General features: G+C 56.2%; 17 protein-coding genes. 9 read left to right on the top strand and 8 right to left on the bottom strand.

Annotated elements, in window-relative coordinates; translation table 11 throughout:
- The first annotated feature begins 73 nt into the window (after positions 1-73).
- Positions 74-961 carry a LysR family transcriptional regulator gene (locus V2154_RS18765; protein WP_353503417.1) on the top strand — a complete coding sequence of 296 codons (888 nt, stop codon included), beginning with the start codon at positions 74-76 and terminating at the stop codon, positions 959-961.
- Here V2154_RS18765 and V2154_RS18760 read toward each other — a convergent pair.
- A complete protein-coding gene (locus tag V2154_RS18760; protein WP_353503416.1) occupies positions 958-2,424 on the bottom strand; it encodes a sensor histidine kinase in 1,467 nt (488 codons plus the stop codon). The two genes, V2154_RS18765 and V2154_RS18760, sit on opposite strands and share 4 nt — an antisense overlap.
- 3 nt (positions 2,425-2,427) lie before the next feature.
- A complete protein-coding gene (locus V2154_RS18755) occupies positions 2,428-3,150 on the bottom strand; it encodes a response regulator transcription factor (protein WP_353503415.1) in 723 nt (240 codons plus the stop codon).
- 155 nt (positions 3,151-3,305) lie between these two features.
- Here V2154_RS18755 and V2154_RS18750 point away from each other — a divergent pair, with 155 nt between their 5' ends.
- The 3 genes from V2154_RS18750 (at position 3,306) to V2154_RS18740 (ending at position 5,254) form a co-directional block, all read left to right on the top strand.
- Positions 3,306-3,947, top strand: coding sequence for a cytochrome b/b6 domain-containing protein (locus tag V2154_RS18750; protein ID WP_353503414.1), 642 nt, complete (start codon positions 3,306-3,308; stop codon positions 3,945-3,947).
- A 9-nt stretch (positions 3,948-3,956) separates the two neighbouring features.
- On the top strand, positions 3,957-4,760 hold the full coding sequence (locus V2154_RS18745) for a molybdopterin-dependent oxidoreductase (RefSeq protein ID WP_353503413.1): 804 nt from the start codon (positions 3,957-3,959) through the stop codon (positions 4,758-4,760).
- Positions 4,761-4,960: 200 nt separating this feature from the next.
- The gene (locus V2154_RS18740; RefSeq protein ID WP_353503412.1) at positions 4,961-5,254 is read left to right on the top strand and encodes a pentapeptide MXKDX repeat protein; all 294 of its coding nucleotides are present in this window, start codon (positions 4,961-4,963) and stop codon (positions 5,252-5,254) included.
- An 81-nt stretch (positions 5,255-5,335) separates the two neighbouring features.
- Here V2154_RS18740 and V2154_RS18735 read toward each other — a convergent pair whose 3' ends face one another.
- From V2154_RS18735 to V2154_RS18725, 3 genes are read right to left on the bottom strand one after another with little or no spacing between them, the layout of a single operon-like run.
- Complete coding sequence (locus V2154_RS18735) at positions 5,336-6,475, bottom strand: aminotransferase class I/II-fold pyridoxal phosphate-dependent enzyme (protein WP_353503411.1); 1,140 nt, start codon at positions 6,473-6,475, stop codon at positions 5,336-5,338.
- Between the two features lie 42 nt (positions 6,476-6,517).
- Complete coding sequence (locus tag V2154_RS18730) at positions 6,518-7,366, bottom strand: amino acid ABC transporter permease (RefSeq protein WP_034793230.1); 849 nt, start codon at positions 7,364-7,366, stop codon at positions 6,518-6,520.
- A gap of 3 nt (positions 7,367-7,369) precedes the next feature.
- Positions 7,370-8,191: a transporter substrate-binding domain-containing protein gene (locus V2154_RS18725; protein WP_353503410.1), complete on the bottom strand. Its 822-nt coding sequence runs from the start codon at positions 8,189-8,191 to the stop codon at positions 7,370-7,372.
- Positions 8,192-8,593: 402 nt separating this feature from the next.
- Here V2154_RS18725 and V2154_RS18720 point away from each other — a divergent pair, with 402 nt between their 5' ends.
- Entirely contained in the window at positions 8,594-9,247 is a 654-nt protein-coding gene (locus V2154_RS18720; RefSeq protein ID WP_353503409.1) for a cysteine hydrolase family protein, read from the top strand.
- A gap of 58 nt (positions 9,248-9,305) precedes the next feature.
- Positions 9,306-10,073 (top strand): nicotinamide riboside transporter PnuC, encoded by a 768-nt coding sequence (pnuC, locus tag V2154_RS18715; protein ID WP_353503408.1) that lies wholly within the window; start codon positions 9,306-9,308, stop codon positions 10,071-10,073.
- A 64-nt stretch (positions 10,074-10,137) separates the two neighbouring features.
- Here pnuC and V2154_RS18710 read toward each other — a convergent pair whose 3' ends face one another.
- A complete protein-coding gene (locus V2154_RS18710; protein ID WP_353503407.1) occupies positions 10,138-10,323 on the bottom strand; it encodes a hypothetical protein in 186 nt (61 codons plus the stop codon).
- A gap of 64 nt (positions 10,324-10,387) precedes the next feature.
- Positions 10,388-11,014: a TetR/AcrR family transcriptional regulator gene (locus V2154_RS18705; RefSeq protein ID WP_353503406.1), complete on the bottom strand. Its 627-nt coding sequence runs from the start codon at positions 11,012-11,014 to the stop codon at positions 10,388-10,390.
- Between the two features lie 110 nt (positions 11,015-11,124).
- Here V2154_RS18705 and V2154_RS18700 point away from each other — a divergent pair, with 110 nt between their 5' ends.
- Positions 11,125-11,976: an MBL fold metallo-hydrolase gene (locus V2154_RS18700; protein WP_353503405.1), complete on the top strand. Its 852-nt coding sequence runs from the start codon at positions 11,125-11,127 to the stop codon at positions 11,974-11,976.
- Between the two features lie 17 nt (positions 11,977-11,993).
- Here V2154_RS18700 and V2154_RS18695 read toward each other — a convergent pair whose 3' ends face one another.
- Positions 11,994-12,374: a winged helix-turn-helix transcriptional regulator gene (locus V2154_RS18695; protein WP_353504029.1), complete on the bottom strand. Its 381-nt coding sequence runs from the start codon at positions 12,372-12,374 to the stop codon at positions 11,994-11,996.
- 150 nt (positions 12,375-12,524) lie between these two features.
- On the opposite strand from V2154_RS18695, the gene V2154_RS18690 reads away from it, so the two are divergent.
- Together V2154_RS18690 and V2154_RS18685 are read left to right on the top strand one after the other, a co-directional pair.
- Complete coding sequence (locus tag V2154_RS18690; RefSeq protein WP_353503404.1) at positions 12,525-13,307, top strand: SDR family oxidoreductase; 783 nt, start codon at positions 12,525-12,527, stop codon at positions 13,305-13,307.
- Positions 13,308-13,403: 96 nt separating this feature from the next.
- Complete coding sequence (locus V2154_RS18685) at positions 13,404-13,859, top strand: carboxymuconolactone decarboxylase family protein (protein WP_353503403.1); 456 nt, start codon at positions 13,404-13,406, stop codon at positions 13,857-13,859.
- Positions 13,860-13,910 lie beyond the last annotated feature (51 nt).

The raw sequence follows: 13,910 nt of genomic DNA, 5'->3' as shown, positions 1-13,910 counted from the left end.
GCAATTTTGCCGAAATGGGCTTAAAGTCCGTAGATTGCGGACAAAATAGCTCTAATTACCTCGCGGAGTGAAGATGGAAAACCTAAACGGCATGTTGGCATTCGTGCGTGCGGCGCAGCATCAAAGCTTCGCGGCGGCGGGCGAGATCATGGGGATCTCGGCTTCGGCGATAGGTAAAAGCGTGGCGCGGCTGGAGGCAAAGCTCGGCGTGCGGCTGTTTAACCGCAGCACGCGGCGCATTAGCCTGACTGACGAAGGCCAGCTATTTTTCGAGCGTTGTCAGCAAATCGTGGCGCAGATGGAGGAGGCCGAGCAGGAGTTATCGCGGGTTTCGGCCGAGCCGCGCGGTAAGTTGCGGGTGAGCATGCCGGCGATTGGCTATCGCATGCTGTTGCCGCACTTGGCGGAATTTATGCAGTGTTATCCGCAGGTTGAGCTGGAGCTGGACTTCAGCGATCGCATGGTAGACCTGATTGCCGAAGGTATCGACGTCGCGGTGCGCAGCGGCGAACTGCCGACCTCGCAATTGATGTCGCGCCGCCTCGGGCCTTTCCATTTTGTTATCGTCGGCAGCCAGGACTATTTTGCCAGAAACCCCGAACCCCATAGCCCGCGGGACTTGGCCCGGCACGCCTGCCTGCGCTACCGTTTTCCGGGCAGCGGGCAGATCCAGCCGTGGGATATCCGCAGTGACATGGCGCTAGAGCTGCCGGTGGTGGTGAGCAGTAACAACCTCGAGGCACTGATTCAGGCCGTGCTACACGGCGTCGGCATTGCCTATATTCCCGAGTTTCTGGTGCGCGAACAGCTCAAAACCGGTGTGCTGAAATCCGTTCTCAATGACTATTTATATGACGACGGCAAGTTTTCCATTGTCTGGCCAAGCAGTCGTCATATGTTGCCCAAGGTCCGCGTGTTTATCGATTTCCTGACGGAGAAACAGATCTTGGTGGCCGACTAAATCGGCACCGCGAACTGGAAGCTGGCGCCGCTGTGTGGCTGGTCGAGCAGTTCAATATCGCTGCCGTGCAGTTGCAAAATGCGGCGCACAATCATCAGCCCGAGGCCACCCGCGCGGTGCTTATTGGTGCTGAGAATCGAAGGCCGCACAAACAGGTTGGCCTTTAACTCTGGCGCAATGCCAGGCCCGCTGTCATTCACCTGCACCATCACTTCATGGGCCTGTTTCCACAGGCGAACATGGATGGTGCCGCCCTCCGGCGTGTGGCGCAGGGCGTTGTCTAGCAGGTTGGTCAGCACCCGTTCAATCATCCCCAGGTCGGCATTCACTAGCGGAATATCCGGCATGATGTCGGCATTGAGTTTCTGGCCGCGCGCTTCGGCGGCGAGTTCGAATTTCTGGAACACGTCCTGCACCAGTTCGCACAGTGAGAACGGCTCTTTCTGCGGCTTCACCACGCCATATTCCAGCCTTGCCAGCTCGAACAGCTCCTGCGCCAGACGCCCCACCTTGCGGCTCTGGGCGAGGGCGATGTCGAGATAGCGCTGGCGCTCGTCGCTGCTCAGGCGGTCGGCCTTCATCGACAAGGTTTCCAGATAGCCGTGCAGCGAGGTCAGCGGGGTGCGCAGGTCGTGGGAAATATTAGCGATAAACTCGCGGCGCTGTTGGTCCTGCGCAGTCAGACTCTGCCACTGCTGATCAATGCGTTTTGCCAGCCCGACAAACGCCTGTTGCAGCTGCGCCACTTCATCTTTCGGCTGGCCGACCGGCGGCTGGGTTTTGGCCAGAGCCTGAATCGCCTCCATGCCGCCATCGTCCAGCGTGGCGATTTGCGCGGTGAGTTTACGCACCGGGCGAGTCACCCAGCGGAAAGCCAGCGCCCCGGCCAGCAGGCCAAACAGCACCACCATCCCCATGGATCGCAGTGCCATATAAATGGCCGACTGGAACTCCGCCTTACTGGCCAACGCCCGGTAGTCGTCGCCCTGCAGCACAATGTAGACATAGCCTTTAAGCACGCCATTGGACGTCAGCGGCGCGGCGCTAAACACCTGCCGCTGGTCGGTGGTGCGCGGGTTGTCGCCATACACCGGCATAATTTTGCCGTTAAGCAGCTCGTGCACCGGGGTTAAATCTATCTTCTGGCGCAGCAATTTTCCCGCAGGGGCGGCGTTGCCGACGATGTCACCTTCGCTGTCGAGCAGATAAACCTCGACGCTCGGGTTCACCGCCATCAGCTGGTTAAACAGGTTATGCACCGCGTTAGGATCTAACCCGTTTTGGCTCAGCAGCGGGTTATTGGCGGCAATCTGCGTGGCTAGATTGGCAGACAAACGTTGAATCGTCGCCTGACTGAATCTGTCGCTCGAGCGTACCTGCATCACGCCGGAAATCAGCGAGCAGGCCACCAGCAGCAGAATAAAAACCAGGGTGAGTCGTTGCGAAAGCGTCATTTTACTCATGATTTATCCTTGCGCGTCTTCCGCTGACGACGTGAATTTATAGCCTTTTCCCCAGACGGTCAGGATGCGCTCTGGCTCAGCCGGGTTGCTCTCAATCTTGATGCGCAGTCGGTTGATATGGGTATTCACCGTGTGTTCATAACCCTCGTGCTGATAGCCCCACACCTGATTGAGCAGGCTCAGGCGCGAGAACACCTTGCCGGGATTTTTGGCGAAGAAGTAGAGCAGATCGAACTCGCGCGGCGTCAGTTCCACAGTCTGCTGGTTCAACGCCACTTCGCGGGCAATAGGGTCAATGACTAACCCGGAGAAGCTCAGGGTCCCGGCGTCCATCTTCATATTGCGGCTCATGGCTTCCTGACGGCGGAACAGCGCTTTGACTCGCGCCACCAGCTCCAGCATAGAGAAGGGTTTCGCCAGATAGTCGTCGGCCCCCAGCTCCAGCCCCAGCACGCGATGCACTTCGCTGGAACGGGCGCTGATGATGATGATCGGCGTGTAGCGCGTCATGTTGCGGGCGCGGCGGCAAATCTCTAGCCCGTCAACGCCGGGCAGCATCAGGTCCAGAATCAGCGCGTCCCAGCCCCCTTTCTCTAAATGCGCTACGCCCAGATTGCCATCGGCGGCGTGGGTTATCTCATAGCCTTCATCGCGTAAATGCAGATTGAGCAGCTCGGCGATGTTGCTGTCGTCTTCCACGATCAAAATCTTTTTGGGTTTTTCCATCTCTGTCGAGCCTGCGGGGAGGGGAGGGTATGAGTAGCAGTCTACACAAGCGGCTTACTCAGAGTTATCACATTTTATTTAACTTTGCGTGAGGTCTTGGGGAACAAATCCGCTCAATACTGGCTTCATCGACAGGGCGAGTGAGAAACATAAACATGACGCTACATACCGACTTTTCACCGCAGAGTGAGCCGCAGAAAAACCAGGCCAAGCCAGAGATTGTCCACCCATTGTGGCTGCGTCTGTGCCACTGGCTGAATGCGTTGGCAGTGCTGATTATGGTTACCAGCGGTTGGCAAATTTATAACGCCTCGCCACTGTTTGATTTTGAATTTTCCCGCAGCCTGACCCTCGGCGGTTGGCTGGGCGGCGGCCTACAGTGGCACTTCGCCGGTATGTGGCTGTTCGGCTTTAACGGCGCGTTTTACCTGCTGATGAATATCGTCACGGGCCGGATGAAACGCAAATTCTGGCCGCTGACTCCGAGTAGCGTGCTGCGAGAATTAAGCGCGGCGCTGCGCGGCAAGCTGGCTCACGCCGACTTGCGTCACTACAACATGGTGCAGCGCTCGGCCTATGTCTTCGTGATGCTTGACGGCATCGTGCTGGTGCTGTCAGGGCTGGTGGTGTGGAAGTCGGTGCAGTTTCCCCTGCTCAGAGAGTTGCTGGGGGGTTTTGACACGGCCCGCGTGGTGCATTTTTTTGCGATGGCTTCGCTGGTGGGATTTGTTGCCGTGCATTTGGTGATGGTGGCGCTGGTGCCGAAAACCCTGCTGGCGATGCTGCGCGGACGCTGAGGAAAGGTCATGAAGAAAATTTTTAAAAAGAGCATCAAGCAGATTTTCACGCCTTCAGACACTCAGGTCATCTTGCAGGAGGCGCAGAAACAGATTATTCGCCACCTCGACGCCCCATCGCGCCGTCGTTTTTTGCAGCAAGGGCTGACGCTGGGCGGTATGGCGATGCTGACCGGCTGCGATATCAGCGATAACGCCGGGGTTGAGAAAGCTTTGAATACCGTCTCCACCTTTAATGACCGGGTGCAGGGCTGGCTTTTTGGCTCGACCCGACTGGCCCCGGTTTATGCCGAATCGATGATAACCCGGCCTTTCCCGTTCAACGCGTTTTACGCCGAGGACGACGCCCCCGAGGTGGATGGCAATGCCTATCGCCTGAAAATCGCCGGGCTGGCGCTGGATAAACGCGAATGGTCACTGGCGACGCTGTACCAAATGGCACAGGTCAGTCAGGTCACTCGCCACATCTGTGTCGAAGGCTGGAGTGCAATTGGTAAATGGGGCGGGGTGCCGTTTGGCGATTTCCTGCGACTGATTGGCGCCGACCTGACGGCGGAGTATGTCAGCTTTAAGTGTGCTGACGAGTATTACACCAGTATCGACATGGCAACCGCGCTGCACCCGCAGACCCTGCTGGCGCTGACTTACGACGGGCAAATCCTGCCGCGTAAATACGGTTTCCCGATGAAATTGCGTATGCCAACCAAGCTTGGCTACAAGAATCCAAAGCATATTGAAGTGATTGAAATTACCAATAAGTTCACCGGAGGTTATTGGGAGGATCAAGGCTACAACTGGTACGGCGGGAGTTAAAAAGGCCTATTTTATTTGCCATTTTGAACCCGGGCAGTGCTCAAAATCCTCACGTACTACGTGTACGCTCCGGTTTTTCCGCGCTGGCCGTGTCCAAACTGGCTGCAACAATAACGGCCTTCGGCCCGAGTTAATTAATAAGAAGTTGAACGTGAACCTTACCTGCACAACTGTGCAACTACTTTAAAAAAGGAAATACCATGAAAAAGCTGATGACTGTTCTGATGTTCTCTACCGTAATGATGGGTTTCGCTGGCGTGACTCAGGCTGCTGACTCTATGTCTAAAGACACCATGGGCAAGATGTCCCACGACTGCATGAAGAAAGACAGCATGGGTAAAGACGCTATGGGCAAAGATTCCATGGGGAAAGATTCGATGGGCAAAGACTGTATGTCTAAAGATCACATGAAAAAAGACAGCATGGGTAAAGATTCCATGAGCAAAGATTCAATGGGTAAAGATGGCATGAAAAAAGACGCGATGAGCCAGTAAGTCCGCGTCTAACATGATACCGCTCTCCTGTGTCTGAGCGTTTCATCTCGGCCCGCCGTTCTCCGGCGGGCTTGGCTTTTTTTACTGCTTCGGTTTATCCAGCCATTCGCCCCACACTTCCAGCGCTTTACTCAGATTCGCTCGGCCAAAGCCGATACGCAGAAAATCTTCTGAAACGGCCGTTAATTCAGACGCATAGGTCACGGATGGAATGGTCATCACGCCGGTTTCCTCCACCAGACGCGTGGCGAACTGCTCCGCTCCCTCCGGCCCTTTATAACGCACGAAGGCCAGCACTCCGGCTTTCGGGGGAGCCAGCTCGAAAAGCTGTGGATAGCGCGCCAAAAAGTCGGTCAACTGGCCTAACTGCTCGCGGGAGCGTTGCATCACGCGTTGTAGAATGGCCTCGCGGGCATTGAGCGCGATGGTGGTCAGCATCTCGCCCGGCAGGGAGTTGCAGATGGATAAATACTGCTTCATGCGTTCCAGCTTCAGCAGCCATTCCGCGTCCTGACAGGCCACCCAGCCAATGCGCAGGCCGGGCAGGCCATAGGCTTTTGAGGTGACATTCAGAGAAATACCGCGCTCATAAATGTCCGCCACCTGTGGCAGACGGTCGGCGATATCAAATTCGGTCAGCCGATAAACTTCGTCAGAAAACAGCCAGATACCGCGCTCGCGGCACAGTTCAACCAGTTCGTCTAGCTGCTGGCGGCCGATCAGCGCGCCGGTCGGGTTATGCGGAAAGTTAATCACCAGCGCCTTAGTGTTAGGGCGCAGGGCCGCGCAAATATCCGCCACGTCCAGCGCCCAGCCTTGGCCGGCGTTCAGCGCCACGCCGCTCACCGCGCAGCGCGACATCGCCACGCTCTCCAAAGACTGGTAGTTCGGCGTGATGACAATGGCGTGATCGTCGGCGTCCAGCAGCGCGTGGAAACTGGCGTAAACCGCCTCATCGGCACCGGCAAAGCTAATAATGTTTTCCGCCGTGGCCTGGTCGTAGGTGGAGGCAATTGCCTCAAGCAACTCAGGCGTACCGCGCAATGGCGGGTAGTCGAGGATCGCCTCAAGCACCGGCTGGCGGTGCTGCTCCCCGGCAAGGGCGAACAGCTGCTCGATGCTCATGGACTCAGGGTAAGACGAGGAGAGCGGGAAACGCACCGCGTGCTCCAGCTTCGACAAATAGGAGATCAAACGGAAATCTTGTGGAAAGCGCGACATGGCGTACCTGCAAGGATGTTAGACCGTGTTTAACGGCGAGGTTTAGCGGCGATAACCTTGGCCGAAACGGCGCTCGAGGCGGCTTTGGATCAGCTCGAACACAATCGACATAATCCAGTAAATCGCGGCGGCGGTCGCCAGCATTTCCATATAGCGATAGGTGCTGCGCCCGTAAGACTGCGCAAGGAAATTCAGCTCCCACAGGCCCATCAGCGACACCAGCGACGAATCTTTCAGCATGGAAATAAACATCGAACCGGCGGGAGGAATGATGATGCGCAGGGCCTGTGGCGCGGTGACGTGCACCGCGACGGTCCACGGCGACAGCCCGAGCGCCATCGCGGCCTCTTTCTGCCCGCGCGGCACGGAGAGCACGCCGCTACGAATGGTTTCCGCCAGATAGGCCCCGTAGTTCAGCGACAGCGCGATAATCCCCGAGCTGAGCGCGCCCAGCACAATCCCGGCCTGTGGCAGCGCCAGATAGATGATTAACACCTGCACCAGCAGCGGGGTGCCGCGAAACAGCGAGGCATAGAAAGTCGCGCAGCCAAAGGCCACGGCGTTATCTGACATGCGCCCTAATGCGGTGATTAACCCCAATAATAGGCAGAAAAACATTGAACAGGCGGTGATCAGCAGGGTTAGCGCCGCGCCCTGAATAAAGCCGTCCGGCGACAGGCGCAGGCCGAGCAGGAACGGCAACTTCTGCTCAATCAAATCCCACTGTAGCCCCATCTTGCCGAACAGGCTGAACAGCAGGCTAAGCAGCACCAGCCAGGTGATCAGCGTTTTAATTTTGAAGGCGCGCGGCGTGGCCGACAGGCTGGCATCGGCCAGCGCCGGGTTAGATTTTTCCGCCACGATAGGTTTCACGTCAGGGAGCTGCGCCATCCGTTACGGCTCCTCTTTGGTGATGTCTTCGCCCAGCCAGTGCTGAGAAATCTTCGCCAAAGTGCCGTCGTCGCGCAGTGATTTTATGGTATCCGCCACTTTCTTATCCCACTCAGGATCGCCCTTGTCGGTAGCGACCCAGTTAGGCTCTGCGTACAGCTCGGTGACGATTTTAAACAAATCAGGGTTACGTTTGATGCGCGAATTGGCAGTGGCAAGGTCGGAGACGATGGCGTCAAGACGCACGCCCGGTCCCAAGGCTAAATTCTGGAAAGCCACTTCTTCATCGCTGGGAATGGCCTGCACATTATTGAAGGGGAAATCGATCGGCTTCGCGCCGGGGATCACCAGCGTTTTTTGCAGGTAAGTTTCGTAGCTGGAACCCATGCCGATGCCGACTTTTCTGTTGCTCAGGTCGGCGGCTGACTTGATGCGGTCATCTTTCTTATTCACTACCAACACTGCCGGTGAGCTGTAATAAGGCGTCGGGAAGTCGAGCACTTTGGCGCGCTCGGTGTTTGGCGTCATCGAGCAAATACAGGTATCCCAGCGCCCGCGCCAATTGCCGCCAATAATGGTTTCCCAGCCCGGCGCGGTGATTTCTGCCTTCACACCCATGCGTGCAGCCACGGCTTTAGCGACATCCACGTCAAAACCCGCCAGCTGGTTGTTATCATCGATAAAGCCAAATGGCGGGTAGTCATTAACAATCACATTGCGCAGCACGCCGGTTTTAGTGACGCGATCTAAGGTCGCGCCAGCGTGGGTAACAGTAGAAAAAAGCGTAGTGGCAAGCAGAGTGGCAACCAGAGCGGATAGGCGCATGACGTGGCTTTCCTTACATAACCTGAGTGGATGAATGTTAATAGATTGTCAGATTACGTTTTGGACGTATAGATGTCCAGTTTCAAATCGTGCAGTGGTTTCCCAGCCCATGGGTAAGCCGCTGCACGCCCCAAAATGAGGCAATGGTATTATAAAGGTGCGATGCCGATTGTCGTCGAAAAATGAAGATTTTCCCTAAGCCAAATAACGGCCTCGGCCATGTTAAAAGTATCTTAAAAGTATTGGAAAAATCACTTCTACGCCGCCTTTCATCAATTTTTCTTATTTCTAAGCCCTAAATTGACACAATTCCTGCCCTTTAGTCGCTGCTGGCATGCTCCTTGCTGATGTTCTTTATTAAATACATCTCAAAAAGAAGAATGTTAATGAGGGGAACACATCATGCCATTGCACCAGCTACCAAAAATCAATAAACCCGCGCTGATCATTGTGGATATGCAAAACGATTTTATTCGTCAGGGCGCGCCCTTTGAAGTGCCGGGCGGACGGGAGACTATCGCGCCGCAGCAGCGCCTGCTCCAGCATTTTCGGGAGGGCGGCTACCCGGTGATTTTTCTGCAATGGGTCAGCGTGGAAAACGACGCGTGGCGCAGGCTGGAGAGCAAATTCAGCTGGACCTCTTTCCTCGACGAGCAAACCAAAGCCTGTCGCGTAGGGCACCTGCGCCGCTATGAAGACAGTGAGGTCGAGCTGGATTGTGCAGATATCATCGCTGAACTGGCACCCATCCATGGCGAAATCATCGTGCCGAAGCACGGCTTTGGCGGCTTCTACGGCACCACTCTTCAGCAGCATCTCTCCGAGCTTGGCGTTGATACGCTGGTGGTCACCGGCGTGGTGGCTGAGTGCTGCGTCGAAGATACCGTGCGTGAAGCGCTGTATCACCATTACACCTCTATCGTGGTCTCCGACGCCGTGGAGTCCATGAGCGCGCCGCGCAAAATCGAGTGTTTGGCCGTGTTAGATGAAAACTATGGCTGGGTCGCCGAGTCGGGCGAGGTCATTGATTATTTAAGTTCCGCCAACGCCTATTAATAGTTTTACAACTTGCTCGTTAACTTCATAAAAACAAAGAAAATACAGGAGTCGCACCATGCTTTCCTATTTCAGCATTCACAACATCATGGTTAATATCCCGCTCGGCAAAGACGGCTATCAATTATCTTGGATCGAGGCGATTGGCACGCTGTTTGGCTTGATCAACATCTGGCTCGCCAGCCGCGAGAAGACCATCAACTATCTGTTTGGCTTGTTAAACGTCACCCTGTTTACGGCGATCTTTTTCCAAATTCAGCTTTACGCCAGCATGATGCTGCAAGTGTTCTTCTTCGTCGCCAACGTGGTCGGTTGGGTGATTTGGTATAAAGATGACAAAAAAGAGGCCCCGGCGATCAAGATCCGCTGGATGTCGCTCAACAGCTTTGTGGTGACGGCGGTGGTCAGCGTGCTGTTTATCCTGCTGATGACCTTCAACATTGACGGTATTTTCTCGTGGCTGACCGGCGTTGCCTTCGCGCTGCTGTCAAAAATGGGCGTCAACGCCGCCGCGCCGCAGCTGTTGCCGGACGCCTGGCCGTTGGCGGATTCCACCATTCTGGTACTGTCGATCGTGGCGACGGTATTGATGATTAAAAAGTATGTGGAGAACTGGATCATCTGGTGCGCGCTGGATGTCATCAGCGTGGCGCTGTACGCGGTGCAAGGGGTGTATGTGATGTCGATTGAATACGCGATTTTGATTGGCATCGCGGCGTTTGGCTCATGGTCGTGGATCAAATCGGCGAAAGAGCACGGCTCGCGGCCGCTGCGCCCGGCCTCTTCAAGCCCGCTCGCCGAGGGGCTGGTTTCCGAGAAAGTTTGAGCATGCTAAAAAACAAAACCCGCCATCTGGCGGGTTTTTTAATGCTGGCGCAAATGGAGGAATATCACTCCGCCACTTTCTTGTCGCCTTTGATAAGCTTGCGCGCCGCGGCTAATGCATCATTGTCCGGCGTCGCGGGTTTAGCTTTATTCAAGGCGCTGCTCAACTTGGAACGGCCCCAAAGATCAAAGCCGTCGTCCTCTTGCAAATGGTCGAAGATCGACGGGGCTGGCTGCTTTTTATTGCTCATCGGCTATCTCTGTATAATGCGAAATTCCTGCCAGCATAGCGTTTTCTGCGACCAATAAACAAACCTAGCCCAGCAAATGCCCAAAAACAAACTGCTTAAACTCCAGCAAAGGCGAGTCGTTCTTCTCCACTCGCATGCGCAGCAGCGCGCCTTCCCAAGAATTTAGAATGAAGTCACTCAGTGACTTGGCGGACAAATTACTGTCGAGCTGCCCTTGGCGCTGAGCGTCCAGCAGGCAATTTTCAATCACCTGACACCAGGCGGCGAACTGCTCCACCAGGCGCAGGCGAATGGCTTCGCTGTGGTCGGCGATTTCGGCGCTGAGATTGCCCATCAGGCAGCCTTTACTGAACTTGTTGTCGCGAAAAGCCACGATCAGGCTGTCGAAATAGGCCTCCAGCCGAGCCAGCGGCGCCAGCTCGGCATTGCCGAACGCGCTATCCAGTCTGGCCTGTGCGCGCTCGAAATAGGCATCCACCACCGAGGCGCCAAAGGTCTCTTTGCTGTCGAAATGGTTGTAGAAAGAGCCTTTCGGCACGCCCGCCTGCTCAACGATGCTCTGAATGCCCGTCGCGGCAAAGCCTTCGCGATGGAAGGTTTGCAGCCCGGCCTGAACTAGATTGGTGCGGGTATTCAGGTTGGGCTTCGGCCCACGGCGGCCTCTCTTATCAGCTTCAGCAGGGCTGTTCATCGTTGTTCTCCAATTGTCTTGACAATATAAACCGACCGGTCATATTTTATTTATAGCCGTTACGCCTTCGACTGTCAATTGATACCCCTCTTCACTACGGAGCAAGCACCATGAGCAAACCCGCCCTGAAATGGGATGTTTTAACCATTAAACGCCCTGGCCTAAGCCGGGATATTCCTGCCGGCCTCGAGTCGCTGATGTGGGTCGCTAATTCAGCCACCCTGATTTATGGCGAGAAAGACGCCGTGCTGGTCGATACCTTCCTGACCAAAGAGCAGTCGCAAACGCTGTTGGACTGGGTGATTGCCAGCGGCAAAAACCTGACCACGATCTACATCACCCACGGCCACGGTGACCACTTCTTCGGGCTGGCCCCGCTCTTGGAACACTTCCCGCAGGCCCGCGCGGTGGCGGCTCCGGCCATTGTTAAGGCGATGCATGCCCACCTTGCTCCGGCTTCGGTGGACGGTTTCTGGCGCAAGCTGTTTCCGGGTGAAATCGACGACCGGCTGATTGCCGCCGAGCCGCTGAGCAGCGACGAGTTCGAGCTGGAAGGGCACAAGCTGTTGGTGGTGCATACTGGCCGCACGGATACTGCGGAATCCACCAGCCTGTATGTCCCCTCCCTCGAGTTAATCGTGGCGGGTGACGTGGTATACAACGGCATTCACCCTTTTCTTGGGGAGACGGATAAGCAGAGTCGGCTGGAGTGGATTGCCGCGCTGGACACCCTTGCGGCGCTCAAGCCAGCTTATGTAGTGGCGGGCCATAAAGTGCCGGAAAACGACGACGCGCCGGAGAATATTGCCAAAACTAAACAGTATTTGCTGGACTTCAATCGTCTCGCCGAGGAAACCGACAGCGCCGGGCAGCTTTATCAGGCCATGCTGGCGCTCTACCCAACCCGCGTTAACCCCGGCTCCCTGTGGAAGGCATCGCAGCTGACGAAGCCAGCGCAGTGATCCAGCCGCAGGCCGCGCTAGTCCGCCGCCTGCGCTTCACGCAGTGCCGCCCAATTCAGCAAAGCGTCGAGCACCGGACAGAGGTCTTGCCCCCATTCCGTCAGCGAGTATTCCACTCGCGGCGGGACTTCGGGGTAGACGATGCGTTTGACGATGCCGTCACTTTCCAACTGACGCAGTTGCTGAATCAGCATCTTTTGCGAGACCGCGGGGATTGCCCGTTCAAGATCGGAGAAGCGCAGCACCCGGCCGCCGAAAAGTTGAAACAGAATGAGCAGTTTCCACCGCCCATCCAGCAGTTTAATCACCTTTTCGACGCCGATGGCGGCTGTTTCACGGGTGTACTTGTGGCCCTGGCCCTGCGGCGGGGGCGCGCTGTTTTCATTTATCGTTGTCATTTTTTTATAGTAAATAATATTGGCGCTTTTCGCCTTTAAATTCAAAAAACTTACTTTTAAGTATGTACCCGACTTAATTGTATGTACTTGTTATCAATATATTTTACCGCGATGCTTAGCTGGAAATGAACATCCACTGAGGGCATCAACATGAGTTTTGAATTAGGTTTGGCGGGCGCGAGAGTTTTGGTTACCGGCGGCACCAAGGGCGTGGGCGAAGCCGTGGTGCAAGTTTTGCGAGAAGTGGGCGCGAAAGTGATTACCACCGCGCGGGATGTCTCCCAAGGCGCGAGGGATGATGTGCACTATATCGCCGCCGACGTCAGCACCGCGCAGGGCTGCGCCGAGGTCGCTGCCGCCACCTTAAAGCAGCTTGGCGGGATCGACGTGCTGGTTAACGTGGTGGGCGGCTCAACTGCGCCGGGCGGCGGTTTTGCCGCGCTGGATGACGAGCAGTGGCTGTCCGAGCTAAATCTCAATCTGCTGTCGGCGGTGCGGCTCGATCGCGCTCTGCTGCCAGAGATGCTCAAACAGGGCGCCGGGGTGATTGTCCACGTCACCTCTATTCAGCATCAGCTGCCGCTGCCGGAATCCACTACTGCCTATGCGGCGGCGAAAGCGGCGCTGTCCACTTACAGTAAAAGTCTGTCGAAAGAGGTGACGCCGCAGGGCGTGCGCGTGGTGCGCGTCTCGCCGGGCTGGGTGGAAACCACCGCCGCTGTGGCGATGGCCGAGCGCCTCGCCGAGCAGGCGGGCACGGATTACGAGGGCGGTAAGCAGATCATTATGGACTCTCTGGGAGGAATTCCGCTGGGACGACCGGCTAAACCGCGCGAGGTGGCCGACCTGATTGCCTTCGTGGTGTCGCCACGTGCGGCATCCATCAGCGGCACCGAGTTCGTTATTGACGGGGGCACCATCCCCACCGCCTAATCATGGTCTGGAATAATAGACACTTTATGGCGCTTTCGATGCAGGCCAAGATTCTTCATTCTGGTGTTCTCAAAACGACAACACTAAGGAAGTATCATGACTCAACGTATCGACTACGCCAAAGCCTCCCCAGAGGGTTATAAAGCCTTTGGCGCCGTGTACTCAACGCTGCTGAAAGGCAGCTTGCCGAAGGCGCTGATTGACTTGGTTTACCTGCGCGTTTCCCAAATCAACGGCTGTGCGTTCTGTATTGATATGCACTCCCGCGACCTGCTGAAGTCGGGTTTATCGGTGGAAAAGCTGGTGCTGGTCCCGGTATGGCATGAGGCCGGTGCCGTGTTCACTGCCCGCGAGCGCGTGGCGCTGAGCTGGGCGGAAAGCGTCACTCGCGTTAGCGAAACCGGCGTGCCGGATGAAGAGTATGCGGCGGCCATCGCCGAGTTTAGCGAGCAGGAGCTGGCCGATCTCACTTATGCCATTGGCCTGATGAACGCCTTCAACCGTTTTGGCGTAGCTTTTCGCGCCACACCGGCCGCTGCCGCCAAGGCCTAAAGCCGTTCCTGTGTCGGGATCACCCTCAAGCAAAGCAGCGGCCGAAACCGC

Origin of the sequence: Ewingella sp. CoE-038-23 (assembly GCF_040419245.1) — a bacterium.
Taxonomy (GTDB): Bacteria; Pseudomonadota; Gammaproteobacteria; order Enterobacterales; family Enterobacteriaceae; genus Ewingella; species Ewingella allii.
Note: the sequence above shows the minus strand (reverse complement) of the source record. Positions and strands in the feature narration are given on the sequence as shown.

Coding starts and splice junctions, on each gene's coding strand:
- V2154_RS18765 (WP_353503417.1), top strand. CDS start 74: ATGGAAAACCTAAACGGCATGTTGGCATTCGTGCGTGCGGCGCAGCAT.
- V2154_RS18760 (WP_353503416.1), bottom strand. CDS start 2,424: ATGAGTAAAATGACGCTTTCGCAACGACTCACCCTGGTTTTTATTCTG.
- V2154_RS18755 (WP_353503415.1), bottom strand. CDS start 3,150: ATGGAAAAACCCAAAAAGATTTTGATCGTGGAAGACGACAGCAACATC.
- V2154_RS18750 (WP_353503414.1), top strand. CDS start 3,306: ATGACGCTACATACCGACTTTTCACCGCAGAGTGAGCCGCAGAAAAAC.
- V2154_RS18745 (WP_353503413.1), top strand. CDS start 3,957: ATGAAGAAAATTTTTAAAAAGAGCATCAAGCAGATTTTCACGCCTTCA.
- V2154_RS18740 (WP_353503412.1), top strand. CDS start 4,961: ATGAAAAAGCTGATGACTGTTCTGATGTTCTCTACCGTAATGATGGGT.
- V2154_RS18735 (WP_353503411.1), bottom strand. CDS start 6,475: ATGTCGCGCTTTCCACAAGATTTCCGTTTGATCTCCTATTTGTCGAAG.
- V2154_RS18730 (WP_034793230.1), bottom strand. CDS start 7,366: ATGGCGCAGCTCCCTGACGTGAAACCTATCGTGGCGGAAAAATCTAAC.
- V2154_RS18725 (WP_353503410.1), bottom strand. CDS start 8,191: ATGCGCCTATCCGCTCTGGTTGCCACTCTGCTTGCCACTACGCTTTTT.
- V2154_RS18720 (WP_353503409.1), top strand. CDS start 8,594: ATGCCATTGCACCAGCTACCAAAAATCAATAAACCCGCGCTGATCATT.
- pnuC (WP_353503408.1), top strand. CDS start 9,306: ATGCTTTCCTATTTCAGCATTCACAACATCATGGTTAATATCCCGCTC.
- V2154_RS18710 (WP_353503407.1), bottom strand. CDS start 10,323: ATGAGCAATAAAAAGCAGCCAGCCCCGTCGATCTTCGACCATTTGCAA.
- V2154_RS18705 (WP_353503406.1), bottom strand. CDS start 11,014: ATGAACAGCCCTGCTGAAGCTGATAAGAGAGGCCGCCGTGGGCCGAAG.
- V2154_RS18700 (WP_353503405.1), top strand. CDS start 11,125: ATGAGCAAACCCGCCCTGAAATGGGATGTTTTAACCATTAAACGCCCT.
- V2154_RS18695 (WP_353504029.1), bottom strand. CDS start 12,374: ATGACAACGATAAATGAAAACAGCGCGCCCCCGCCGCAGGGCCAGGGC.
- V2154_RS18690 (WP_353503404.1), top strand. CDS start 12,525: ATGAGTTTTGAATTAGGTTTGGCGGGCGCGAGAGTTTTGGTTACCGGC.
- V2154_RS18685 (WP_353503403.1), top strand. CDS start 13,404: ATGACTCAACGTATCGACTACGCCAAAGCCTCCCCAGAGGGTTATAAA.